At 60.9% G+C, this 22,389-nt stretch carries 20 protein-coding genes and 3 pseudogenes; 10 read left to right on the top strand and 13 right to left on the bottom strand.

The annotated features are described in order from the left end of the window. The first annotated feature begins 496 nt into the window (after positions 1-496). Positions 497-2,182, top strand: a complete 1,686-nt coding sequence (locus tag AC5V87_RS02100) for a type IV secretory system conjugative DNA transfer family protein (RefSeq protein ID WP_495369841.1) — start codon at positions 497-499, stop codon at positions 2,180-2,182. 18 nt (positions 2,183-2,200) lie between these two features. Here AC5V87_RS02100 and AC5V87_RS02105 read toward each other — a convergent pair whose 3' ends face one another. The 3 genes from AC5V87_RS02105 to AC5V87_RS02115 are packed head-to-tail and all read right to left on the bottom strand — an operon-like array spanning position 2,201 to position 3,922. After that, entirely contained in the window at positions 2,201-2,743 is a 543-nt protein-coding gene (locus tag AC5V87_RS02105; RefSeq protein ID WP_495369842.1) for a hypothetical protein, read from the bottom strand. After that, positions 2,740-3,459: a P-loop NTPase family protein gene (locus AC5V87_RS02110; RefSeq protein WP_495369843.1), complete on the bottom strand. Its 720-nt coding sequence runs from the start codon at positions 3,457-3,459 to the stop codon at positions 2,740-2,742. The genes AC5V87_RS02105 and AC5V87_RS02110 overlap by 4 nt, the downstream gene beginning before the upstream one ends. A 4-nt stretch (positions 3,460-3,463) precedes the next feature. Next, complete coding sequence (locus AC5V87_RS02115) at positions 3,464-3,922, bottom strand: hypothetical protein (RefSeq protein ID WP_495369844.1); 459 nt, start codon at positions 3,920-3,922, stop codon at positions 3,464-3,466. A 240-nt stretch (positions 3,923-4,162) separates the two neighbouring features. On the opposite strand from AC5V87_RS02115, the gene AC5V87_RS02120 reads away from it, so the two are divergent. Both AC5V87_RS02120 and mobF read left to right on the top strand, forming a co-directional pair. Further along, positions 4,163-4,429 carry a hypothetical protein gene (locus AC5V87_RS02120; protein ID WP_495369845.1) on the top strand — a complete coding sequence of 89 codons (267 nt, stop codon included), beginning with the start codon at positions 4,163-4,165 and terminating at the stop codon, positions 4,427-4,429. After that, positions 4,426-7,266 carry a MobF family relaxase gene (gene mobF, locus AC5V87_RS02125; RefSeq protein ID WP_495369846.1) on the top strand — a complete coding sequence of 947 codons (2,841 nt, stop codon included), beginning with the start codon at positions 4,426-4,428 and terminating at the stop codon, positions 7,264-7,266. The genes AC5V87_RS02120 and mobF overlap by 4 nt, the downstream gene beginning before the upstream one ends. A gap of 289 nt (positions 7,267-7,555) precedes the next feature. Here mobF and AC5V87_RS02130 read toward each other — a convergent pair whose 3' ends face one another. From AC5V87_RS02130 to AC5V87_RS02140, 3 genes are all read right to left on the bottom strand, one after another. Further along, positions 7,556-7,930 (bottom strand): GAF domain-containing protein, encoded by a 375-nt coding sequence (locus AC5V87_RS02130; RefSeq protein WP_495372022.1) that lies wholly within the window; start codon positions 7,928-7,930, stop codon positions 7,556-7,558. Between the two features lie 170 nt (positions 7,931-8,100). Then, complete coding sequence (locus AC5V87_RS02135; RefSeq protein WP_495369847.1) at positions 8,101-8,652, bottom strand: PAS domain-containing protein; 552 nt, start codon at positions 8,650-8,652, stop codon at positions 8,101-8,103. Between the two features lie 217 nt (positions 8,653-8,869). Next, positions 8,870-9,238, bottom strand: coding sequence for a response regulator (locus tag AC5V87_RS02140; RefSeq protein ID WP_495369848.1), 369 nt, complete (start codon positions 9,236-9,238; stop codon positions 8,870-8,872). A gap of 592 nt (positions 9,239-9,830) precedes the next feature. On the opposite strand from AC5V87_RS02140, the gene AC5V87_RS02145 reads away from it, so the two are divergent. Continuing rightward, a complete protein-coding gene (locus tag AC5V87_RS02145) occupies positions 9,831-10,247 on the top strand; it encodes a hypothetical protein (protein ID WP_495369849.1) in 417 nt (138 codons plus the stop codon). A gap of 365 nt (positions 10,248-10,612) precedes the next feature. Next, positions 10,613-11,437 (top strand): ribonuclease HII, encoded by an 825-nt coding sequence (gene rnhB, locus AC5V87_RS02150; RefSeq protein WP_495369850.1) that lies wholly within the window; start codon positions 10,613-10,615, stop codon positions 11,435-11,437. 23 nt (positions 11,438-11,460) lie between these two features. On the opposite strand, the gene ligD (AC5V87_RS02155) is transcribed toward rnhB, so the two are convergent. The 3 genes from ligD (AC5V87_RS02155) to AC5V87_RS02165 are packed head-to-tail and all read right to left on the bottom strand — an operon-like array spanning position 11,461 to position 14,671. Further along, entirely contained in the window at positions 11,461-12,417 is a 957-nt protein-coding gene (gene ligD, locus AC5V87_RS02155; protein WP_495369851.1) for a non-homologous end-joining DNA ligase, read from the bottom strand. An 11-nt stretch (positions 12,418-12,428) separates the two neighbouring features. Beyond that, positions 12,429-12,992, bottom strand: a complete 564-nt coding sequence (locus tag AC5V87_RS02160; protein WP_495369852.1) for an MOSC domain-containing protein — start codon at positions 12,990-12,992, stop codon at positions 12,429-12,431. Next, positions 12,992-14,671, bottom strand: a complete 1,680-nt coding sequence (locus AC5V87_RS02165; RefSeq protein ID WP_495369853.1) for a DNA polymerase/3'-5' exonuclease PolX — start codon at positions 14,669-14,671, stop codon at positions 12,992-12,994. The genes AC5V87_RS02160 and AC5V87_RS02165 overlap by 1 nt, the downstream gene beginning before the upstream one ends. A gap of 327 nt (positions 14,672-14,998) precedes the next feature. On the opposite strand from AC5V87_RS02165, the gene ligD (AC5V87_RS02170) reads away from it, so the two are divergent. Continuing rightward, positions 14,999-16,069: a non-homologous end-joining DNA ligase gene (gene ligD / locus AC5V87_RS02170; RefSeq protein WP_495369854.1), complete on the top strand. Its 1,071-nt coding sequence runs from the start codon at positions 14,999-15,001 to the stop codon at positions 16,067-16,069. Between the two features lie 65 nt (positions 16,070-16,134). Beyond that, positions 16,135-16,321 (top strand): annotated as a pseudogene (locus AC5V87_RS02175) (DUF3606 domain-containing protein). A 6-nt stretch (positions 16,322-16,327) separates the two neighbouring features. On the opposite strand, the pseudogene AC5V87_RS02180 reads toward AC5V87_RS02175, so the two are convergent. Further along, positions 16,328-17,141, bottom strand: a pseudogene (locus AC5V87_RS02180) (3'-5' exonuclease). 581 nt (positions 17,142-17,722) lie between these two features. On the opposite strand from AC5V87_RS02180, the gene AC5V87_RS02185 reads away from it, so the two are divergent. The 3 genes and pseudogenes from AC5V87_RS02185 to AC5V87_RS02195 all read left to right on the top strand — a co-directional run. Continuing rightward, positions 17,723-17,947, top strand: a complete 225-nt coding sequence (locus AC5V87_RS02185; RefSeq protein WP_495369855.1) for a hypothetical protein — start codon at positions 17,723-17,725, stop codon at positions 17,945-17,947. A gap of 33 nt (positions 17,948-17,980) precedes the next feature. Further along, on the top strand, positions 17,981-18,226 hold the full coding sequence (locus AC5V87_RS02190; protein WP_495369856.1) for a hypothetical protein: 246 nt from the start codon (positions 17,981-17,983) through the stop codon (positions 18,224-18,226). Between the two features lie 298 nt (positions 18,227-18,524). Next, a pseudogene (locus AC5V87_RS02195) lies at positions 18,525-18,796 on the top strand (GntP family permease); the annotation flags it as partial. Here the strand turns inward: AC5V87_RS02195 and fabI are convergent. The 3 genes from fabI to AC5V87_RS02210 all read right to left on the bottom strand — a co-directional run bounded on the left by fabI (position 18,793) and on the right by AC5V87_RS02210 (position 22,377). Next, positions 18,793-19,575: an enoyl-ACP reductase FabI gene (gene fabI, locus AC5V87_RS02200; RefSeq protein WP_495372023.1), complete on the bottom strand. Its 783-nt coding sequence runs from the start codon at positions 19,573-19,575 to the stop codon at positions 18,793-18,795. The pseudogene AC5V87_RS02195 and the gene fabI overlap by 4 nt on opposite strands. Before the next feature lie 303 nt (positions 19,576-19,878). Continuing rightward, entirely contained in the window at positions 19,879-20,742 is an 864-nt protein-coding gene (locus AC5V87_RS02205) for a formate/nitrite transporter family protein (RefSeq protein ID WP_495369857.1), read from the bottom strand. Positions 20,743-20,769: 27 nt separating this feature from the next. Continuing rightward, the gene (locus tag AC5V87_RS02210) at positions 20,770-22,377 is read right to left on the bottom strand and encodes an aspartate:alanine exchanger family transporter (RefSeq protein ID WP_495369858.1); all 1,608 of its coding nucleotides are present in this window, start codon (positions 22,375-22,377) and stop codon (positions 20,770-20,772) included. Between the last annotated feature and the right edge of the window lie 12 nt (positions 22,378-22,389).

Here is a 22,389-nt window from a genome sequence, read left to right on the forward strand (position 1 = left end):
AAATTTATTAACGTCAGGTTGAAGAAGTGCAACGTTGCTTTCCAGCATCATTTCTGGCGACGGGAGAGACAAGTTGAGTCCCATTCAAATTCTCAAGTGAGCGTTCATGCGCTGAGCTCACCGGCCTCTATCGCTATGGCAGCCACTTCACCATCCTCAACTTGCATGGATGATGTCCTGGACTGCGCAGCGATGTGACGTAAAGCGATCAGTCGCTACGAATTCTTGAACAAAACGTAACTAGTATCCCTCTATACATCCAGGGGACGTTGCCCCGAAGAGGAGAGGGACGTGTCGCCCAGGACTAAGAACTTTCAGTCGCTTCGCGAACGGACGCAGTTTCGAAAGGGAGGCCCTCGAGAGCGGTGGTCGACCGTCCAGATCCAATTCGCGTTGAATAGGCAACTGCCAAGAGCCCTGAATCGGGAATGGTCAACCTTTCTTTCGATGATTTGCATCCGCTTTTGCGTTTTACTCCGCTTGACGATCAATTCCGATGCCTAAGTCGACGCGCATTTTTCTTGTCATAGCTATAGTTATTGCCGTGCTCGCTCTAGGCTATCCGACGGCATTCATGATCCAGCACGGTTGGAATGCTGACGCGTGGCCTGGCAACGTGCCTCTGACGCCCCTTTTGTGGTTCCGAGAGTGGTCAACGCAGCTTGGCGCTCACTATGTCAACTTGCCTCTGATCATTGGCACCTATCGAGATATGTTTCTTGGGGAGTCGATCGCCTTTGCAGGTGGCGGCACGCGCGAGGCCATGACGCTAGGAATAGCGACTATTTTCGTGAGCTCCTTGATCTTCTTTGGCGGCAAGCTTAGTCCGCTCCGTGATCTGTCAAATATGTATGGCAGCGCACAATGGGCTTCGATGCAGGACCGCGCTAAACTGAATCGCGGATTGGAGATGGGGATCGATCCCGATACAGGTCGAACCATTCGCGTTCGAGTCGAAGGCAATCTGTTGACCATTGCGCCTCCGCGCACCGGCAAGACAAATGGGTTCATCCTTCCGAACCTCGTATTCCCGGAGCCGGATGCTTGGGCCGGGCCCGCCGTTGTGATTGATCCGAAGGGAGACGCATTTCGGGCGACGCGGCGTCGACGCGAAGAGATTGGAAAGACAGTCCGATGCATTGATCCTTTGGATCTAGTGGGCGGCACGGATCGATGGAATCCGCTGTCGCGTAAAGACCCGAATGATGTGATCTATCTGCAGAGCATGGCACGCGCACTATTGCCGCCGAGCAGTGATGGGGATCATTCGTACTTCCGAGACCGAGCTGTCGACCTTATCGTCGCCTCAATCACCGCGACCATTCGCAACAATAGGGCTGATCCAGTCAGTGCTGCGGCGCTGCTCATGGATCGAGCGGCCTTCCTCTCTGCGCTTGAGGGTCGCATGGATCAGACTTCGGTTGCAGCGCGCAATATTCTGTCTATGGAGGAGAAAAATCGCGCGAGTATCGTCTCGACAGCTGAGCAAGCGACGCAGTGGCTGCGAGACGAGCGGTTGCAGACCGCAGTTCAAAACCACACGTTCGAATTAGCCGATTTAAGAGGCGGGGAAGTTGACCTATTTATCATATTGCCGGCCGACGACCGTAAGGAAATGTTGGCTCCTTATATTCGCTGGCTGCTCGGGGACCTGTTTACAACAGTTCGCAAACAGAAGCCCCGCGAGCGCATCATAGTTTTCATCGATGAGGCATTCGTGCTCGGGCGGTACGACGCAATTTTAAAGGGAACTGGCGAATTGCCTGGCTACGGCATCTCACTATGGACGTTTTGGCAATCCAGGCACCAAATAATCGAAACGTACGGCGCCGCTGGCGCCGAGACCTTCATTGGCACAGCTGAGGTCGTCAACCTTTTCAATCTGTCGGCAGCCCAACCCGACGAAATGGAGCATTGGTCGAAGGCTATCGGTACCTACACAGGGGTGCGGGTCACGACAGCTCGGGATCCTAACGGACGCATCAACGAAACGCGAACGCCCGAGGCCGTTCGTCTGGTGCCACCGAGCGATCTACCAAAGTTCTTGCATCAGCGGCAGGTCATGCTTCTAACAAGCAGATCCTATGCGCCCGATCCAATCGAATTGCGTCGCACTCTAGCTTATAACGATGCGCGTTTTGATGGTCTCGTAGATTTAGTCGCGCCCGTTGGGCAAAATTGACGGGCACTGTCTCGCTTACTACCAGAACACCCGCGCCGTGGCATAGCCCTTCCCCGGGATCCAGCGGCGGGCAACTGCGGATGTGCTGTCGACGGGCCGGACCGCCAAGTTGCCGCCAGCGAGCATGGTTTTCAGTTCATGAGAACCGTTGGGCAGCGTCCATTCAAGAGGAAGTGGTTCGGTCAGCGGCGCAGTTTGATACGTGTTTTTGCCGGCCAAAGCTACGAAGAGGCCTGGGACCGAGCAGGCCACGATCGTGACCGCAAGCCTAGGAGTGGACCGCAGCCACTGCTTGCTTCGACGTAACAGCCCTTGTTTAGCAAACGGGATGCGAAAGCGTCGACCCCGCGGGAGCGACGCCTCTATGGAGTGTCGCAATTTAAGCCGATCCTGCGCCGTCAGCGCCGGATCTTCCAGTTGTTGGAGCCGTTGCTTAGCAGGAAGCTTCAATAAATCGGCGAGGCGGCTCTTACTTGCACGCCGCACTTCCGCTTCGGCCGCCTTCACGCGGCTCTCTGCTGAATCAAAGCGCGCCGACAGTGACCGTACGAGCTTGTTCATCCGATCAGCCACTCTGCAGCGGGACGGACGGCTTGCATGGCTTCCAGACGGAAGCGCTCAAGATCCTTGCGGATACGCACAGCAGAGGCGATGCCATGCTTTTCCCGCAGCTTGCTGGGATCGAGCTTGCCGATCATGAGGAGACCGCCGGCCTGGAGGTACTCGTCGGCCCCGTCTTCCAGAGATTGGTGCTCAAACGACGTCGCCTTGGCGCCGTCGCTGAATTTCTTGAGCCAGGTTGCATCGACACCGCCGTGCAGGCGGTTCTCGATCAGGAAGCGTGCTTTCGTCCATGGCTTTGCAACTGACAGCAGTTTCGGGGCCTCCGCAAGCGCTCCCGGTTCGTTGGTCACGACAACGCAGGCGCCAAACTCGAGGCCGTCATCGGCGAGGGCAGGAGCGATATCGGACAACATAGTAAGGAAGGTTATTGAGGTATTCGCGCCGACATCGACGATGGTCGACGTCTTGGTATGTGCGATTGCGTCAATCACGGCGTCGAACTCTGCCCGCGATGCCTTGCCGCCGGATCGCTCGATATCCTCTCGCGTGGCCCTCATCTTGAAGAAGCTGACACGCTCGCCAAGCTCATGCATCCGACGGCTCGCGTCGATTTCGAACACCGGTGCGCCGTCGATCGCCTCCGCGAGAGCCCGGGCGAAGACCGTTTTACCAACGCCGCCCTTCTCCTGGGTGATCAACAAAATGCGGGGCATTTATTCATTCCTTCTTCAATACGGTTTGGAGTTTTTCCAGGGCCGAACGCCTCAGGTCTTCTTCTGTGTCGAACTGGGAGGCGTTGGAGGTCTCTGTGCTGCTAACGAGGTCCGGGGAGAGGACCAGGCGCTTCACGGCCCGGTGCTCGACGGTGTCGCTTCTGTCGCGGGGACCGGCCTTGAGGGCTTTCTTGCGCTGCTGTGCCTCAATCTGGGTGACAAGCGCCGTCAGGCGACTGGTGGTCAGAGGGATGCGATCCTTGCCTTGGACGACGCCCTGCTCGGCGAGAGCCTGGGCGATCACCGCCCACGACACGCCGTCTTTACGAAGTTGATGGATGGTCGGCAGGGCTTCCCGGACTGCTCTTGATGTGCCGGTGGTTTCCCGGCCGATAGACGACGTGCCGCGCGCCTTCTGTAGGCGCAGCGCGTCGCGTTGGAGCTTTTTGGAATCCAGTGGCATTGACGCCCCGACGTTAGGTCGTCGGGGTCGTACTAGCCAGCACTAGTCATGCTAGTGGTTACTAGTCGCTTTGCTAGTTTATTACTATTGAAGTTGGTTTTCACACCACACGCACTAAAGTTGCCATCCACTAACCACAACGGAATACGGAAGCGAATCGAGGGTTGATGCACGGTCCATCTCATGCGACCTGCATGGCAGCGGTCAAGTTGCCATCATTGCCAATTGCTGGAAGAGCGCATGCAGACCTACACGGTGCAGATCGAGCCGAAGCTCTCCGACCGGCTTGAACAGGCCGCTCGGGTGGCGAAAATCACGCCGGCCGAACTGATTGCGCAATGCGTTGAGCAGCATCTCGACATCGCTCTTCGGTACGTCGCGCTCCTCGATCGCCTGGACACGGTCGACCAGGGACTCCTGGACTTGGCAACGCTTGTCGGCGAGGCTTCTGCAGGCGGCGCTGTCGAGGTGTCCAGTATCTGCCGGTATTCGCCCCCGAAAGTATGACCGCCTCGCTCCATACGTTGGGCGCAGGCCGCGACGCTGGTTTGTACTATGTCAACGATCCCAATCGCGAGGCGCGTCCGAGGAGCCGCGACGAGTATTACATTCGGGACGGCGGCGGCGTTTGGTGGACGACGGGCGAAACGATCGTTCGGCACGGTGCTGCGATCGATAAGGAGAGCTTTCGAGATCTTTGTGCCGGCATTGATCCGCGCACTGGCGAGCGACTCGTCCGCGGTGCCGGAGCGAAGCATCGAGCCGGATGGGACGTCACGTTTTCTGCCCCGAAATCCCTATCCATTTTGTGGATGGCGGGAGACGAGCAGCAGCGTGCTACGTTGCACGCGGTGCACCGTGCTGCAGTTGAGGATGCTCTCAGATTCTTAGTGGATGAACGACTCGTGGAGATCCGCTTAGGTGCAGGCGGATATCTCCGCGAACCTGCCGCCGACGTTATTGTCGGTCGTTTCGATCACTTCACTTCGCGTGAGGGGGACCCCAACATCCATACACACGCCGTTCTGCTGAACGCAGCTCGATCCGGCGAAAAATATCGTACCCTTGAGCCCGAGAAATTGTTCGAGCACCAGCTCGTCCTTGGTGCGGCGTTTAGAGCCTCGTTGGCCCACCGCCTAGCGGCTATCGGATTTTCGTTGCGCGAAGCTGGACGCAACCAATTCGAGATTGCTGGCATCCCACAGAGTCTATTCGAGACCTTCTCGAAGCGATCGCGCCAGATAGAGCAGCTTGTCGGACGGGATGCGTCCGGTGCTCAAAAGGAATTAGCAGCGCTGGCAACGCGCGGGTCAAAAGATGAAGTCCCGGTGGGTGAGATACTGGAGACTAGCTGGAAAGAAGAGCTCGCGCAGACTGGTACCGATCCATGGAAGGCGGTGCGGGACTGCGTGCCTGGTCAGGAGGTCCACTTGGCCGTCGAAGTCGACCTTGATCCTCCAGAAATCGAGGGATCGGGTCCGGTTGCGGTTGCCGCCTCGAAGCTCTTCCGGCACCAGAGTGTGATCACCCGCAAGGAGTTGGTGCATGGAGCACTCGTCGAGGCGGCGATTCGCGCGGTCAGCATAGATCAGGTTTGGGCAGAGCTGCGGTCGTACGAGGAACGTGGAATTATTCGTAAGCTCACGGGCGAAGGACGAGCCGAGTACTGGACCACGCCAGGTATCGCCGCCGCCGAAGCAAGCCTGCTACGGTCCGCGGATCGCCTGAATGAGCAGGACTGGTTTCCACGGGACGCAGTTGAGGCGGCGCTCGCCAGCGCGCCCTATTTGTCTCAGGAACAAGCCGATGCGATCAGGTTTGCCGCTAATCGCGATGGCGTGACTATATGCGAGGCGCCCGCCGGCACAGGGAAAACGGTGATGACGCAGGCGCTGGTGGAAGCTGCCCGGCGCTGCGGTCGCAAGATTTTGGGATTAACGCCCACCTGGGTGGCTGCTGACGAACTTTCAAAATCTTGCGGCATTGAAGCATCGGCGATCGCTAAATGGCGATACGACCATGAGCGTAAAATCGGATCCGAGATTGATGCCAACACACTGATTGTTATCGATGAGACCGGCTTGGCCGGCGTGCGGGATCTCGAGACGGTTTTAAGGGTAGCTCATGACGCGCACGCGAAGGTTGTGTGCCTCGGAGATCGGCGTCAGCTCCAGGCCGTGCCAGGAGGCAGCGCGCTGAAAGCGATTTCCGATGTGATCGCGCGGGGTGCAGTTTTATCGCAAGTGCGTCGACAAACGGTGGACTGGCAGCGCGCAGCATCGATGGTAATGGCCAGAGGTGATTCGGACGCAGGTCTGCGTGCCTACGCGCAACATCGGAAGCTCGAAGTTGTGTCTGGCGAAGCCAAGGCGCAAGCTCGGGTGATCGAAATGTGGAACAGCTATCGCCGTGCGCACGGCGATGATGTTTTGATCGTAACGCGCCGGAATTCTGATGCAGCAGCTCTCAATAGAGCCGCCCGTGCTGTCCTCCGTTCTGAAGGACGGCTGGTCGGTGAGGATTTATCTCTCCTTGCCATTGGCCGTGACAAGAAAATTGGCACGATTGAGCTTGCCCAAGGTGACCTCATCCGGTTCAGCGAAAATCTTCCCCAATTCCGCATTCGCAACGGAACCCGTGGTACAATCGAGCGCCTGGCGCGAGACAATGCTGATGTGAAGGTCGCCCTTCGGCTCGATGACGGGCGCACGATCGAAACTGAATGGGGATCCCTGGCTCGCGAGCGCGTCGAAGGTCCACCTAGGCCGCCGCGTATTTCCCTGGCCTATGCGGGCACGGCGTATTCAGTGCAAGGCCGAACGTCCGCTGCCACCGTGTTGTACGTGGCGAAGCCGACGGACGCACGGGAGGTTTATGTCGGACTTACGCGACATAGGATCGATGCTTACGTTGTCGCCGAACGCGACCGACTTGAGGCTGCTGTAGCGAAGCACCAACTCGACCCCCGCCTGGTCCCAGGGGAGGCTGCAATTCGTGAGCGGCTTTTCGACGAAGCGACATCTTACGCAGAAAAAGTGAACGTTGTGGACTTCGTCGACGATCGCGTTGAGTTCGCAAGTACCGGGCAACTTCAATTGCGACGTGAGGCAGGGTCACTGAACGTCGGTCGAGTTGCACGGGCAGCACGGCGGATGTTGGAGGCCTCGCGCGAGTTCTCGGCTGACTCTCTCACCATTCCCGTTTGGCGGTTGATCGACAGTGCGCGCCACATAAGGCAAGATATTGCGCAACGCGTGCGCCAGACTGTTCTGGCGATCAAGAACCGCATAGGTTTTAGAGCCGAAGAGCGCACGGTAGCTCCCGACTTGGACCGAGGGCGCTGACGTGAGCCGACTTCACTACTCCACCGTGACAATCGCTGCGCTTGTTTCGCTGAAGGGCCTAAGTCCACTCGAAGCGCTAATTCCGACGGTCGGAGCGATCGTCATCGGCGCACTCGTCGGTTGGACATCCGAACGTGAAGGCTCGACCTTGGCGAGACCAACCTGAGCGCCATCGGTCTGGCCCACGCTGATCAACAAATGGCGGATCAGCATATATCTTGTCCCAACCGGGACGAGGATAGCACTCGCCAACCTAGGACATACTCAGTCGATTTGGCGCAGGTCGCTATCATCCAAGGGAAGCCAAGCCATCCAAATCGAGAAAAGCGGATTTCGCCGCGCGATTACGGAGTATGCCGTTAGCCGTTCGCATGGCCAAGCTTCTGATCAGACCGAGTTGTTCCTCACTTGGACTATGTTGGCCGTGCGTCGAAAGTACCCCGACGAGGGCGCCAGAGGATGTCATAAGCGGGGTTGATTGGACGGCCTTGAATCCCGCGCGTTCGGCCACATTCCGAAAGGGCAGAAATCGCCGGTCCAGCGTCACGTCATCGAGAATGACTGGCTGTCGATTGAAGAGCGCACGACCGCAGGCACACCCATCCCGGATCGTTACGCGACGAAAGCACTCGAGAAACTCTTCGGTAAAACCCTGCTGAGCCATGATCTCCAGATGGCCCGCCTTCCAGTCAATCAGTTGAACGTTCCCCAGCTCTTGGCCGGTAATAACCAAGGGCCTCGCTCAAAGCTGATTGCAGGAGCGGCAGTTCCGAAACGTCATGCATGATGGGAGCCTTCCGCAACCCAATTGGCATCAGTTGGACGCTTTCACCTTTAGCCGGAGCCCTGAGGAGGCAAACTCTCCTCGATCAACGCGCGAGATACCAAGATTGCCTCGCAAGTTTCCCTTACAATCTCGCGCGCCTCGAAAATCGCCCTGTCTGCCGACTGCAAGAGCGCCTCAGACGAAGACGGAGGCGGACCGGCTCTCTCAGCCTTTCTGGCCAGAACAGCGGTCGTTGCGTCGGTCACATGATGGACCACCGCGACGATCGCGCCGCTGTCATCGAGGACCGGCCAGTTTTTGGGGTGCCAATAGCGGACTTGCCAAGGGCGTCCTTCAGGCTGGATGTCATATCTCTGCAGAGGCATGACCTGCCCGCGCCTTTCGTGAAGGACCTTCCCAAACGACGCCGCCAGATTGGCAACGCCGTCGGCATGCGCCAGGTGCGGATTGTCAGGGAAGGCGTCGAACATATCAAAACCAGCCAGCGTATCTCTCGAGCGGGAGACACCGCCGAGATATGCGTCGTTGCCATTGACGATCTTCAGGTCGGGCGTAAGCAGAAGTATCGGACGGGGCAATGTTCGAAGAACCGATGCCACGCATCTTGTGCGCCGGCCATCAAAGCTTTCGGGGAGCGGAAGTTCGGTTGCATCGTCGTCATGATAGACCCGTGCCTCTGAGATCCCCTAAACGCGATTTTAGCTGAAACCGGCTCTGACGCCATCGAAAAGGCGGCACCGTAGAACTGCGGTCCCCCGCCAGCTCGGGAACCGCCATCCAAGGTGCTGAATCAAAAGCGCCGTCCAGACAACGAGTTCAATGACGACTGCACAGCTGGAGAATTCGCTTTGCGACGCTGGAGGGCGCGAAGGGCTTTTCAAACCTCAACACGTCTGAGAACCGCGCCGGGATCATTTCCGGGGAGTAGCCGGTCGCGAACACGAATGGGATCCGTTGCCGATTCAGTTGGTCGGCAACGCTATAGGCGTAGTCGTCATGCAAGTTGATGTCGATAATTGCGGCATCGAAACCGCCTTTGAGAACTTCGCGAAAGGCGTCGGCCAAGTCGCCCACGGGACCGACAACCTCAACGCCTTGGGACCTCAGCACGGTTTCGAGATCGGCGGCGAGGCAATACTCGTCCTCTACGATCAATACACGATGGGTCTTGGTTGCTTCGACCATTGAAGCGCTCCTCCTGTGCGGGCGGGAGCCCAACTGGTCTCTCTGTCACCGATAGTAGCCACGTTCCGGTCGGTGATGCAGGCAGTCTCGACCTCGGACCTCTGGCAGTCAATGGGATAAGAGCGCCAAAAGCGGTGGGTCGGCGAGACGCCACCGGCCAGGGCGACCCTACTTCTCGTGGCGTTGCTTCAATCGCTCGAGCGTCCAGGATTGCCGTGCTCTCGGCAAGCATCGCATAGCTGTCGGCCAGGGCCATGAGTTCGACGGAAGAACTCGGCATGGATGCAGTGGCAGCCGCCCTCCTGTAGTGCTCGGCCTTCTCCAGATATTCGTCCGGTCTGGTCATGAAAGCCGAACGGCCAGATAGGACAGCCGTTCCTACTGTTCTGCGGCCACGTGGCGATCAGTCGCCAAGGGCTCGTCACGGGCTAGGTTGCTCTTCTCGCCGGTTGCCGCGAAGCTTAACATGTGTGAATCCACAGTGGCCAAAACCGGCTAGGATAGGGTTTTCCCTTTGGGGGCACCCCATGTTGGACCCGGCCACGACCGCGCTTTTGCGCGCGGTGTGTGGCGCTGATCCGGAGGAGCGGGCGTGAACTTCCAGGTGACCGTCCTCAAGATCCTGGTGGCATATCCGGAAGGGTTTGCCGTAATGGAGGACCTCAAGAGGGACATGGCGATCCTGGCGACCAGCGGTCGAGACTGGGCGGATCGAACCAGGCGCCTCGCGGCGCGGGTCCCGGACCTCGACATCTGGTCTCAAGGGCTGGTCGAACGCATCAGCGGTGGTTGGAAGATCACCTCCAAGGGACGGGCGACGCTTGAGCTCATGGAAGCCCGCCCTGCTGCATCCGAACCGACACAGGTGGTCGAGGAGACTGGAGCAGCAGTGGTGGTCGCGACGGAAGTTCCTCCCCTGCGGCAGCGTGCAGATCGCGCTAAGCGGCGCCGCGAACGTCGGGAGCGTCGTCGCGAGGCTCGTGAACGAGCCAGGGCGAACGCCTCCTGAGGCGATTGAGCTCAAGAAAAAAGGCCGCCAGCGAGGCTGTGCGGCTTGATAGTCGCGGACCGTCGATTGCCTCCCCAGCCCCAAGCGTACCGCCGTTACCTAGTTTGCGGCCATGCCAGTCCGATCTAGCGAGCGCTTTTCGATTCGGCCATCGATCGGCTGAGTTGTGAACCGGGCACTTACGCGCCGAGTTGGTTCCGCTCTGAGGTCGGTGGCAGCGCAAATTATCTGAAGCGTAGATGAGAACCGGCCCGGTTCCTTTCAAAAAGGCGCTGCTCGGTCGATGAGGACATCGCTTAGCTTCAGACAATCGCCACAAACTTCATCGACACGCTCCTCACAGGTCAATCTCTGCTAAGGCCGCGATGTCCCAGTATTCACTTGATGTATTGCGCCAGCGCTATGTCGTCGAGAAAAGACCGCTCGAGGCCCCTATCGAGCAGATCTTAAGGGCCGACCGCCGCGCGGGAGCGCGTGCCATCCTGGCTGCAATCGATAAGCGCCGCTTCGAAAATCGGTCCGAAGGGCAGCGCCTCCGCAAGATGCTCCGTTTCGAGACCTCTCTCTGGGAGAGTTGCCATCATGCCGTGGCAGGCGTGGACGAGGCTGGAATGAGCCCTCTGGCCGGGCCGGTCTCCGCCGGCGCCGTGATCCTGAAACCCGGCACGCGGATCATCGGGATCGACGATTCGAAAAAACTTGACGCAGCGGCTCGCGAAGAACTCGCGAGGGAGATCAAGGAAAAGGCAGAGAGTTGGTGTGTGGCGTTCGTCGAGGTCGAGGAGATCGACGCGATCAACATCTATTGGGCGGGCATCCAGGCTATGCAGCGCGCGGTCCGTGGGCTAGGGCTGACGCCGCAGCACTTGCTGATCGATGCGAAGCGGCTGAAGGAAATCGATATCCCTCAGCAGGCGATTATCAAGGGCGATGCCAAGTCCGCCAGCATCGCGGCCGCCTCCATCCTCGCGAAAGTCGAGCGCGACGCCGTCATGCGGGCGCTCGACGTGCGACACCCCGGCTACGGCTTCGCGGATCACAAGGGCTACCCGGTGCCGGCTCATTATGAAGCGCTCGCCAGGCTCGGTGCATGCGCAGCGCACCGGCGGTCGTTCGGACCTGTACGTAAGGCTCTCGGGTTGCCGCCCCTGCCGCCGTGGCCGTCGGCATCCGAGCGAGAGGCCGGCTGATCCGCTCTCTCGCAAGCTTCGTCTCAGCGGCGCGATTTTCGCGACCACTGCTTTTCGCGTACGACGTCCTTCGCGTTTTTGTCCGTCCGCAGCCCGAGATAGACCGGCTGGCGCAACTCGCCCTTGCTGGTCCACTCCGCGAACTTCACCTCTGCGACTAACGCTGGTCGCACCCAGGTCGTGACCTGCTCATCCTTTACCTTGGCAGGAAAGGGCGACTTGGCACTCTTGAGTCTCATGAGCTTGCCGTGAAGCTGTTCCAGAACTTGGTGGCTGAAGCCGGTGCCGACGTGGCCGATGTACCGCCACCCATCATCTTCGCGGACCGCCAGGACGAGCGCGCCGAAGAAGGGCCGCGTTCGCCGCGGCGCCGTGAAGCCGACGATCACAACCTCCTGCCGCTGCGCGGTCTTCACCTTCAGCCAGTCGGCGGTCCGGCGTCCGGATGCGTATGGGCTGTTGGCGCGCTTGGCCATGATGCCTTCGAGATGTCTCAGCTCGGCTTCTGCGAAGAACTTCTTGCCACTGCCTTTGCGGTGCTTGCTGAATGCGATCAGCTTGTGGCGCGGCAGGATGGCCTTTAGCCGCTTCTTGCGCTCGAGGAGCGGCAGCGCACGCAGGTTCTCACCGTTTGCGAACATCATGTCGAACGCGCAGTACAAAAGCTTAGCTTCGTGGCGCAGGGCGTTTTGAAGCAACTGGAAATGGGATACGCCGTCCTTCCCGATCGCGACGAGCTCGCCATCGATCACGGCATCCGCCTTCACGCCCTCAAGCGCCTTCGCGACCTCGACATAGGAGTGGCTGATGATTTTCCCGTTGCGGCTGTAGAGCGCCACCCGCCCACGCCGGATTTCGGCGACCATGCGGAAACCATCGAACTTGTCCTCGAAGACCCAGTTGGGATCGTCGAACGGTGAGTCGGTCAGCGTGGCCAGCATGGGCTGCAGGCGGTGAGGCAGGGTCGATTTTCGGGGCATGGCCGGCCTTTCTACAGAGCTGGCAAGGCCCGAAGCGAGGAGGGCGGAAGGCGAACCCGCGCGGCATCACCAGCCGCGACCGTCCCGCCGGTCCGTACCACGCCCAGCACGCCGCATTTGAATGGAGGGCCCGTTTCCGCCGACGAGAGCACCTGCCGCTTAAGGCCGGCTCGGAAGCGGTCGATGAGGACGCAGGGCGTCCGGAGTCCGGTCAGCTCAACGACCGCGGCCGGCCCGAGCTCGATCAGCGTCCCGAGCGGCATCCGTTCGAGGTCCAGGCCGGCGGTGGTGATGTTCTCGCCGAGCTCTCCCGCTGCAACTGAGAAGCCGGCATCCGAGAGGGTCGCGAAGAGCTCGGATGGGATCAGGTGAACCTGCCGCAGATTGGGAAGGTGCGGCTGACGACGGGCGAGGTATCGGTGCCGGACAAACGGGCCGGCGTGGGCATCGCCATCAACACCGTGGCGTTCCACCAGCACGATCCGGTCCCGGGGTGGCTTACTGAAGTGGTGACCGCGATCGGAGGCGACAGCCACCACTTTTCCCCACAGTGAGAGATCCTCCGCTAACGACATCAGGCGGCGCGGGCGAGCGAGCGCCGCTTCTGGCGGAAGTAGCGCGTGATTTCCGGCAATGTCATCGCGTTCAGGACCCGGTCGGCAGGGACGCCACCCTTGCGGGCCATCTCGACGCCCCAGTGCATGTGGTCGAGCTCCGGAATCGAGTGCGCGTCCGGATTGATGCTCAGCATGCAGCCAAATTCGAGCGCCGCCTGGTGCCAGCGCCAATCCAGGTCAAGCCGCCATGGATGGGCGTTGATCTCGACGACAACGTCATGCTTCGCGCAGGCCCGCAGCACCTTCTCGACGTCGATTTCGTAGCCCGGCCGCCGCCGCAGCTGCCGCCCGGTCATGTGGCCGATGATGGTCGTGTGAGGATCGTAGATGGCCCGAAGCAAGCGCTGCGTCTGTGCCTTGCGGTCCAGCTTGAAACGGCCGTGGATGCTGGCGACGACGAAGTCGAAAGCTTCAAGCACCTTGTCATCGTAGTCGAGCGACCCGTCAGCCAGAATGTCCGACTCGATGCCTTTCAGGATGCGGAAATCCTTACCGAAGCGCTTGTTCAGGCGGTCGGCTTCGCGGTGCTGCTGCACGATCTCTTCGAGGGAGAGACCGCCGGCGTAATGGGCGGACTCGGAATGGTCGGCGACCCCAAAATACTCGAAGCCGCGCTGACGGGTCGCCTTCGCCATGGTCTCCAGGGTCTCTGTCCCGTCGGAAGCATCGGTGTGGCAGTGCAGGATTCCGCGCAAGTCCTTGTCGGTCACAAGCTTCGGCAACTTGCCCTTCAAGGCCAGCTCGATCTCGCCGCGGCCTTCCCTGAGCTCGGGATCGATGAAGGGCAGCCCGAGAGCCTGGTAGATGTCAGCCTCCTTGCCGGCGATCAGTGTGCGGCCCTTGTCCAGGCCGTGAGCGTCCAACCGCATGCCCTTCTCGGCAGCCAAGGCTTGGAGCTGCTCGACGTGAGCGGCGGAGCCGGTGGCGAAGAGAAGGGCGGCGCCGAAATGTTTGCGGTCCGACACGCGGACTTGTAATCCTTCAGCCGATGGCGAGGCCGTCTTGTCCGGCTTGGCAGCCTCCGCAACGATCGTGAGGTCGGTGACGAGTTCGCAGCCTCGACGGAAATCGCCGGCGATCGTCGCGCGCTTGAGCTCAGGCCGGGCCTTCCGGATGGATTCCTTCGCATGCGCGAGCAGGGCGGCGGCGCGGTGCAGGTGAAGGCGGCCTTCTCCGCTTTTCGCGATGGCGAGGTTCTGCAGGATCTTGGTCTGTAGCGCGGCACCAAGCCCCTTCGCCTTCTTGATGCGGTCGTCCTTGGCGGCGGCCTCCAATTCCGCGAGCGACGTAATGCCGAGATCCTGGTAGAGCCGCAGCACTTTCTCGGGCCGCAAACCCGGTACTGCCAGCAGCTCAAGCACGCCAGCGGGGATTTCCTTCCGCAGCTTTTCGAGGCTCGGATGACTGCCCGTCTTGTGAAGCTTGGTGATGATATCGGCGATGGCATCGCCCACCCCCGGGATCTCCGTAAGACGATCTTCGGCGATGAGTACGTCCAAAGGGACCGCAAGCGCCGCCAGGCTGTCGGCGGCGCGGGAGTAGGCTTTTGCCCTGTAAGGATTGCCGCCTCGCAAGGCAGCGCGCTGCGCGTACTCTCGCAGGAGACCTGCCACACCGCGAGCATCGAGCGAAGGCATTCAGCGAGCCTCCCGATTCGCACTTTGCGCCGCCGGAGTAAGGCGACCGCCGGAGCGGTCGATTGGCCGGCGATCGAGAGAGTTCTCGAGCTTCTGGGCTGCGCGAAAGCCCTCAACATGGATATTGGGACCGTAGGCAGCCTCCCTCTTAAGGAGATTGTAGATCCGGCCCACCACCAGCTGCAGATGCTTCATGCTGCCCCGCGGCATGGATCTCGCTTTGCAGAGAGCTCGCACCGCGTGGGCTCGGAAGTAATCGAATGCGTCTGACATGATGTCAGTAAACGCCGGCTCTCGTCGGGAGTTCGAAGGGCTCCAATAAAGACGGTGTTTGCCCGAACCAGCGGCCGTTGGAACTCCTCGCCGCCTACGAAGTTGCGAGACTCGTTGATTAAGGTAGGTAGACTGCCCCGCCGTCGGCCCAACCCGGCGGCGGGTTTTTGTGAGTTGCGTAGCGTGGCAAAGCGTACAAAGGCGCGTCGGCCCGAAGTGCCGGAGGTCCCTACCATGCCGGGGTTCATCGGACCCCAATTGGCGACCCTGAAGTTGAAGGCACCTTCGGGATCTCGATGGATTCACGAAGTCAAATACGACGGCTACCGCATCCAGCTCCGGATCGACGGTGACGATCGCCGGGCCTACACGCGCAACGGCTACAACTGGATCAGCAAGTTTTCGAGGATTGCCGCCGCCTTCGATATCGAGAGCCAGGCCATTGTCGACGGCGAAGTCGTCGTCATCCATGAGGGTCGCACAAATTTTTCCGAACTGCAGGCAGACCTCGGTAGGGGCGATCAGGACCGACTGATCTACTTCGCGTTCGATCTGCTGTGGCTCGACGGCAAGGATTTGCGCGGGGAGCCGCAGCTCGAGCGGAAGAGGCTGCTCAAGGAGCTGATCGACGACCACAGGCTCGAGGAGCCCATCTTCTTCAGTGAACACCATGAAGGGGACGGGCAGGCGCTGTTCGTCGCTGCCAGCAAGTTGAACTATGAGGGCATCATCTCCAAGCGCGTGGATGCGCCGTACCGATCGGACCGGGTCGAAGCCTGGCAGAAGATCAAGGTCGTCCAAAAGGGCAGATTTCCCGTGGTCGGCTTCATCAAGGATCCGTCCGGCGTCGCCGCGCTCTATCTCGGCAAGAAGAAAGGCAAGGATCTCGTCTACATGGGGAAGGTCGGCACGGGATGGAGCCGAACCACCTCCGCGCAGATCCGCAAGGCGCTCGACACGGTGGTGAGTCCGAAGCAGAAGCTGACCAAGATGATCAGGAAACCGAAAGCGACTTGGGTCGAACCCGAGTTCTACGCCGATATCGAGTACCGCGACATCACGTCCGAAGGTCTCCTGCGGGCCAGCTCGTTCAAGGGACTCAGTAAAGGAACGCGCCGTTCATAGCCCACGCGGAACCCGCGAATCCTTGCGGCGTTGCATCGCCATCAAGTTCGCACGAGGAGGAGCCGATGGCGGCAGCGAAGAAGAAAACCGCGCGTGGACGCAAACAGGACCCGGGCACGCGTCGCCAAGGGGCAGGACTACGAAGTCCGCTACGAAGCGAAGAAGACCGGCCGCTCGGCATCGGCGGTTAAGAAGGCCGTCAAGAAGGTCGGCAACAGCCGCAAGCAGGTCGAGAAGCGTCTAGGCCGCTAGGCCGCCTCAGATCCGGCCGGAGAACCGTGTGAACGCGGTCAGCCTCTGCACGGCGGGCTCGACGGCCTGCATGTAGATCTCGGTCCGCAGAAACGCGATCTCGTCGTCGAGCGCGGTCTCGTCGACGTCTCTGAACCAGGACTTCGGCCTCCCGTCGCTGCCGTCGTTCCATCGATAGCCGCGCCGCTTCAGGGAGTCCTTGAGCTCGAATGCGGTCTGCTCTGCCCAGACGCGCAGCGTCGGCTTGCGGGCGGTCTCCAGCAGCAGCGCCAGCGCCGGCGCGCCCGTCGTGGGCAATTCGCAGGCGAGGACCTCCAGCAGAGCGTGGCAGTCGTCGACGGCGCTGTGCGCTTGGTGGAAGAAGCCGGCGCCGTTCAGCAGATACCCGAGCTGCGCGCCTGCGTGAGCGCGCCAATCGATCTCGGTCGCGCTGCAGGCCCAGGGCTTGTGTTCGAACATGTGCCAGTAGCGTTCGGCGAATTTTCTGTCGAAGCCGCTGTTGTGCGCGATGACGATGACGGCGCCGTCGATGAACGCCGTGATGGCCGCATCATCGAATTTGTGACCGCCACCAGCTCGTCGGCTCGTTGAAGGCAGAGAAGGTGTCGCGAACGCCGACGATCCGCCCCTCCGGCGAGTAGTCGAACTTGACCATCCCGAGCTCGATGATCTCGTCGCGATCATGGTGGAGACCGGTCGTTTCTGTGTCGAGCAGAATGCCGGTCCTGACCTCCTGCCCGTCGATCGGGACGTAGGTCGGTCGGGCGATCAGGCGCCGCAGGACCCGGTAGTCGCGCGACCGGCTCAGGGCCTCGGCCATTGCCTCCATGTCTATCGGGGTCTGCCGCCTCGTCTCTCGGAAGTTGCTTCGGCCAAGCTCCGTCTCTCTCTCTCTCTGAAAGGCTCCCCGAGGTATCCGATATTCAAGCGATTCACGACCTTTTCGAAAGGATCCGCCGGGTTCGCTCCGCCTGCGGATCATTGAAAGCCCCTCGAGATGCAGCGGACAATCGTGCACGGAGGCGCCCTGTCTGAGGCGATGGCAGTCCTGCGCGCGCTGCGGGGAACGGCTGCAACACCGCCTCGTTGGCCGGAAATGGGGCACAAGTTGAGGAGCCGACACGATGCTGGAAACGAACGACCTGCTGGTGAAATGTCCCCGGTGCGGTACCTGGCCGATGGCCGTCAGTTCTGGGAAGGATACATTCTCGCAGCGCGAGATCGCCTTCAGATGCCCGAAGTGCGGTAGCGAGGAGCAGGGCCGGCTCCGGCGTACCGTCTCGCCGGTATCGGCGCCTGGAAGCCGTGACGCCGCCTGAGCAGGTTCGCTGGCTCGTTGCCCGGGAACGCGCTTCGTCGGGGCGACTTGATGTGATGGAAAATTGTAGAATGGAGGAGACCATGAAGCCAATCGTTGCGGTCGTGTGCCTGCTGGCGCTGGCGTCGATTTCGCCGGCGGAAGCGAAGGGCTGCATCAAGGGAGCCATCGTCGGCGGCGTGGCCGGCCACATGGCGGGACACGGCAAGCTCGGCGCCGCTGCGGGATGCGCGATCGGTCACCATGAGGCCAACAAGCAGAAGAACCCGAACGACTCGAATGCCCAGGCGCCGTCGGGTCAGAAGTAGCGGGCGCCGCACCGGAGGTCAGGGGAGCGCCGGATGAAGATCCGCTCCCATTCCGAGAGTCACATCGTCGAGCTCGAGGACGGGTCGCGCTGGCAGATCTTTCCGGGCGATCTCGATCTGACGCTCGACTGGAAGCCCGAGACCGAACTGACGGTGGTCGAAGTCGAGGACGACGTCGCCACGCATGAGCTGCTCGGCGGCAGCGGCGGGGTGCGCGTGAGGCCGGCGGGCGAAAGCTGGCCTGTACGGGACGTCAAGGATGCGCTGAAGGACGGCTGAGAAACGTGCGGCTGCGGGGCCGCGACCGGCCTGGAAGCGGGCTGGAATCGCTATGGAAGACGAGAAGACCCGATTGCTCGCCGAAGCCCAGAGGTGCAGGCGCTTGGCGGCTTCGATGACCGCCCCGGAGGTGATCCAGAGGCTTACCGCCTTGGCGGAAGAATACGAACGCCGGGCCAATGCTTCGAACTCGACGGGCGGGAGGCAGTGAACCGTCAAGCCTCCCCAGGGCACGAGAAGAGCGCCGTAGGCGGCATTGCGCTGCGCCGGCGTCCATGGGGTAGCGCGATCTGCAGCCAATCCGCTGATCAATGAGCCGTCACGGTGACGGTGCTTGCCGGCATCACCGGATCGGCTTCGCTCTCGCTGCGATGTGGGACGAATTCATTGCCGCCGCCATGGCGAGCGGCGGCATGGACACCCTGTCCCACAAACGCGCCGTCATCACGCTGCGTGCCGTGACGGGTCGCGGCCTATGGAGATGTGTTCGTGGTCACGTTGACCAAAACCGCCGCGATTTTCTTCATGATCGCGGTGTATTGCCCGCAGGCATCAACTGACCCCCATTAATCGACGACGTGATATCCGCCATCGATGTAGATCGTGTCGCCGGTGATCAGCCGCGCGACGTCATGGGCCAGGAAGGCCGTCGCCGCGCCGACGTCCTCGATGCTCACGAGACTTCTTGTCGGCGCTTTTGCCTTCGCCCTGTCGAGCAGCTTGTCGAACTCGGGAATGCCTGACGCGGCGCGGGTGGCAAGCGGACCGGGCGAGATAGCGTGCACCCGGATGCCCTTCGGTCCCAGCTCGGCGGAGGCATACCTGACTGCGCTTTCGAGCGCCGCCTTGGCCACGCCCATGATGTTGTAATTCTTCACTACGGTCTGGCTGCCGTAATAGGTCATCGTGAACAGCGTCCCGCCCTTCCGCATGAGGGGCTCGGCCAGGTGAGCCATCCGCAGAAACGTCCAGCAGGAAACCTGCATGGTCGTGAGAAAGCCGTCGAGGGGCACGTCGACCACGCGTCCGTGCAGCGCCTGCTGCGGCGCGAACGCGATCGAATGCACGAGGAAGTCCAGCTGGCCCCATTCCTTGGTGATCCGCTCGAACACTGCTTCCATCTGGCCCTCCACCCGCACATCGAGCGGCATGACAATGGGAGCTTCGAGCGCGCGCGCCAGCGGATCGACGTGTTTTTTGGCCTTCTCGTTCAGATAAGTGACGGCGAGATTGGCGCCGAAAGCACGGAACGCACGTGCGCAGCCCCAGGCAATCGATTGGTCGTTGGCGATGCCGACGATTAGCCCCTTCTTGCCATCGAGTAGCCTGGCCTTGACCGTCGGTATCAACCTGGCCGTTCCGGCTTTCGGCAGCTCGAGCGGCTCGCCGCGTGCGTATCGTTCGGCTGCCTGTTTCAACAGGGCGAAAGCCTGTCGGCGATCCTTGGCCTCTGCGGTCCTTGCAACCTCCTGGCCGTTTACCTTCAATTGCCCTTCGCCCCACGGCGCGACGTTGATTTCGAACTGGTCCTTTCCGAACGTCGTGAAGAATTGCTGAACCGTCGAGCCCTTGCCTACGGGCATATCCTTGTTCGGCTCCCAATTGGCGGTCTGCAGCGGCATGGCATTATCCCCTGTGGCTCATCGAATGCGTTACTTCTCGTTCGGATAAGACGGCCCGAACGTCGCGCGGTAGATGGTCCAGTAGAAGGCGCCGACGAAGCCGGCCCCCCCGACGATGTTGCCGAGCGTGACCGGCACGAGGTTATGGACGATCCCGGGGACGGTGATGAGCGATGCATCGAAATCCCCGGGCGCGTGACCGGTCTGGACTAATAGCCATGCCAGTGGCAGGAAATACATGTTGGCGACGCAGTGCTCGAAGCCGGCCGCGATGAAAGCTGAGATCGGCAGGATCACCGCGACCAGCTTGTCGGTCACGGAGCGGCCGGCATAGGCGAGCCAGACCGCCGCGCAAACCAGAATGTTGCAAAGGATGCCCTTAACGAACAGCGTTACCAGGTCGGGGCGCATCTTACCGGTCGCCACGTTCAACACGGACAATCCAACGCGACCGTCGTTGAGGTCGAGATGGTGGGAGAAGAACACCAGCAGGGCGAGCCCGAACGCCCCGATGAAGTTGCCGACCCAGACAATGGTCCAGTTGCGTAGCATGGTTGACGTCGACACCTTGCCACTGGCCCAGGCCATCACGATCAAATTGTTGCCGGTGAACAGCTCGGCGCCACCGATCAGGACCAGTGCCAGCCCGAGCGTGAATACGAGGCCGCCGACGACACGCACGGTCGCGAAGCTCAATGTCGGATCGCTGGCGACGATGGTGTAATAGAGCGCGCCGAAGCCGACACCGGCGCCAGCCACGATCGCCAGCATGAAAGAGGTCAGGAAAGGAAAATTGGCCTTTTTGACCCCGACTTTTTCGACGGCCTCCTTGATCTCCGCGGGGCCATAGGCGGACAGGTTGAAGATCGGCGGCTGCGGCGCGGGCTCGGCCATTGCTGATGATCCTTGCGTGCTTCGGCCTTACCCGCCGCCTGCCGCGGCGCCACCAGCGAGAAGTCCGATTATCTGCGCGGCGATCACCTTCACTAGGGTCATCGACGGAAAGATCATGGCGTAGCCGATGTCGGGGCGCTCGGTCGGTGCCATCTTGGTCGAGTATACCAGGATCGCGGGATTTCCGGTCGCACCGGAGGTGACTCCGACCAGGTCGTCAAAGGGGATTTTCATGACGTAGTGACCGACGACGAGCACGATGAAGACGGTCGTCAGCAGCACGGCCATGCCGATGAACAGCATGGTGAGGCCCGATTCAGAGACCGTCTTCACAAAGGGCTGGCCGGCGTTGACACCGACGGTCGCGAGGAATATCGCAAGGCCGAAGTTACGAAGTACGATGTTTGCCGGCAACGGCATGGTCCAGAGCATGGGGCCCGTGCGGCGCAGCTTTCCGAGGATGAGCGCGACGATGAGCGGACCGCCGCCGATGCCAAGCGTGACGATGCCTACGCCGGGGATCGGAATCGGGATCAATCCAAGCAGCACCCCCATCACCATGCCGAGTCCGAGCGAAACATAGCTGAACTCTGCGGTGGCCTTCACCGTATCGCCGAAATGCTTGCGAATATCCTCCTTGCGATCCGGTGGCGTCAGGACGCCGACCCGATCGCCGAACTCCAGCATCAGATCGGGAGACGGCACCAGGTCCGCATCATAGCGGCGAACATGCAGCAGATGCGTCGGATAGCCCGACGGCATAGGAAGATCGGCAAGGGGGATGCCGACCACGCTGGCCTTTCCGACGAAAACGCGGATGTAGTCGAGATTGGCGCGATCGCTGACTAGGGCGCCCGGTTGGATGCTGCCGAGCTGCGCGGCCGCCTTGGCAATCGCCTCGTCATTGTCGGCGACGACCAGAACTGCGTCGCCTGCGGCCAACATCGTGTCGGGCATCGGAACGAAATTCTGCCCGCCCTTTCGAACCATCGTGACCTGAACGTCGGCGAGCGTGCTGCTCAAGAGCTCTTCGAGCCGTTTGCCGGCGAAGGTCTGACCGACTGAAATCTCGCCCATGTGGAAGCGCTGCGCTTTTGCGGGAAATTTCGGCCTCACGATCTGCGTCATGAGATAGATGCACAGGATCGGGCCGAGAACCCCGAACGGATAGGCTATGGAATAGCCGATCGACGGATCCTTGTTCTTCATCACGTCGAGCGCCGCCTGGAGCGACGCGGTCGAGGTCATCGATCCCGCATAGAGACCAAGCGTATGGCCGAGCTTGATGCCGAAGACGTGGCCCAGCCCGAGCGCAACAGCGAGGCCCGCCAGACACGCCACCAGCGCCAGCAGATTGTATTTCTGGCCGCTGCCGAGGATGCCCTCGAAGAACTGGCGGCCATAGAGAATGCCGATGCCGTAAAGGAACATGATCAGGCCGGTGAGACCGATCGGCCCAATGATCTGGGCTTTGGGCGCAAACGCGCCGATCGCAAGGCCGACGAACAGGACCGCGCCGACCCCGAGCGAAAAGCCGGCGACACTGATCTGGCCGACCAGGTAGCCGACGCCGATGGCCAGGAACGCTGTCAGGATCGGCTGGCTTCCGATGATGTCACGTGCAAGGTCCAACATGTCTGCGTTTCC

It is taken from the genome of Bradyrhizobium sp. SOJA106, assembly GCF_059448745.1.

Excerpts from the sequence above, each read along its gene's own strand:
- AC5V87_RS02110 (WP_495369843.1), bottom strand. The coding sequence starts at position 3,459 with ATGCCCCGCATTTTGTTGATCACCCAGGAGAAGGGCGGCGTTGGTAAA.
- AC5V87_RS02185 (WP_495369855.1), top strand. The coding sequence starts at position 17,723 with ATGAAGCCAATCGTTGCGGTCGTGTGCCTGCTGGCGCTGGCGTCGATT.
- AC5V87_RS02130 (WP_495372022.1), bottom strand. The coding sequence starts at position 7,930 with ATGGCTCAGCAGGGTTTTACCGAAGAGTTTCTCGAGTGCTTTCGTCGC.
- AC5V87_RS02120 (WP_495369845.1), top strand. The coding sequence starts at position 4,163 with ATGCAGACCTACACGGTGCAGATCGAGCCGAAGCTCTCCGACCGGCTT.
- AC5V87_RS02205 (WP_495369857.1), bottom strand. The coding sequence starts at position 20,742 with ATGGCCGAGCCCGCGCCGCAGCCGCCGATCTTCAACCTGTCCGCCTAT.
- AC5V87_RS02165 (WP_495369853.1), bottom strand. The coding sequence starts at position 14,671 with ATGCCTTCGCTCGATGCTCGCGGTGTGGCAGGTCTCCTGCGAGAGTAC.
- AC5V87_RS02210 (WP_495369858.1), bottom strand. The coding sequence starts at position 22,377 with ATGTTGGACCTTGCACGTGACATCATCGGAAGCCAGCCGATCCTGACA.
- AC5V87_RS02190 (WP_495369856.1), top strand. The coding sequence starts at position 17,981 with ATGAAGATCCGCTCCCATTCCGAGAGTCACATCGTCGAGCTCGAGGAC.
- AC5V87_RS02140 (WP_495369848.1), bottom strand. The coding sequence starts at position 9,238 with ATGGTCGAAGCAACCAAGACCCATCGTGTATTGATCGTAGAGGACGAG.
- AC5V87_RS02160 (WP_495369852.1), bottom strand. The coding sequence starts at position 12,992 with ATGTCGTTAGCGGAGGATCTCTCACTGTGGGGAAAAGTGGTGGCTGTC.
- AC5V87_RS02105 (WP_495369842.1), bottom strand. The coding sequence starts at position 2,743 with ATGAACAAGCTCGTACGGTCACTGTCGGCGCGCTTTGATTCAGCAGAG.
- AC5V87_RS02115 (WP_495369844.1), bottom strand. The coding sequence starts at position 3,922 with ATGCCACTGGATTCCAAAAAGCTCCAACGCGACGCGCTGCGCCTACAG.
- ligD (WP_495369851.1), bottom strand. The coding sequence starts at position 12,417 with ATGCCCCGAAAATCGACCCTGCCTCACCGCCTGCAGCCCATGCTGGCC.
- mobF (WP_495369846.1), top strand. The coding sequence starts at position 4,426 with ATGACCGCCTCGCTCCATACGTTGGGCGCAGGCCGCGACGCTGGTTTG.
- AC5V87_RS02100 (WP_495369841.1), top strand. The coding sequence starts at position 497 with ATGCCTAAGTCGACGCGCATTTTTCTTGTCATAGCTATAGTTATTGCC.
- rnhB (WP_495369850.1), top strand. The coding sequence starts at position 10,613 with ATGTCCCAGTATTCACTTGATGTATTGCGCCAGCGCTATGTCGTCGAG.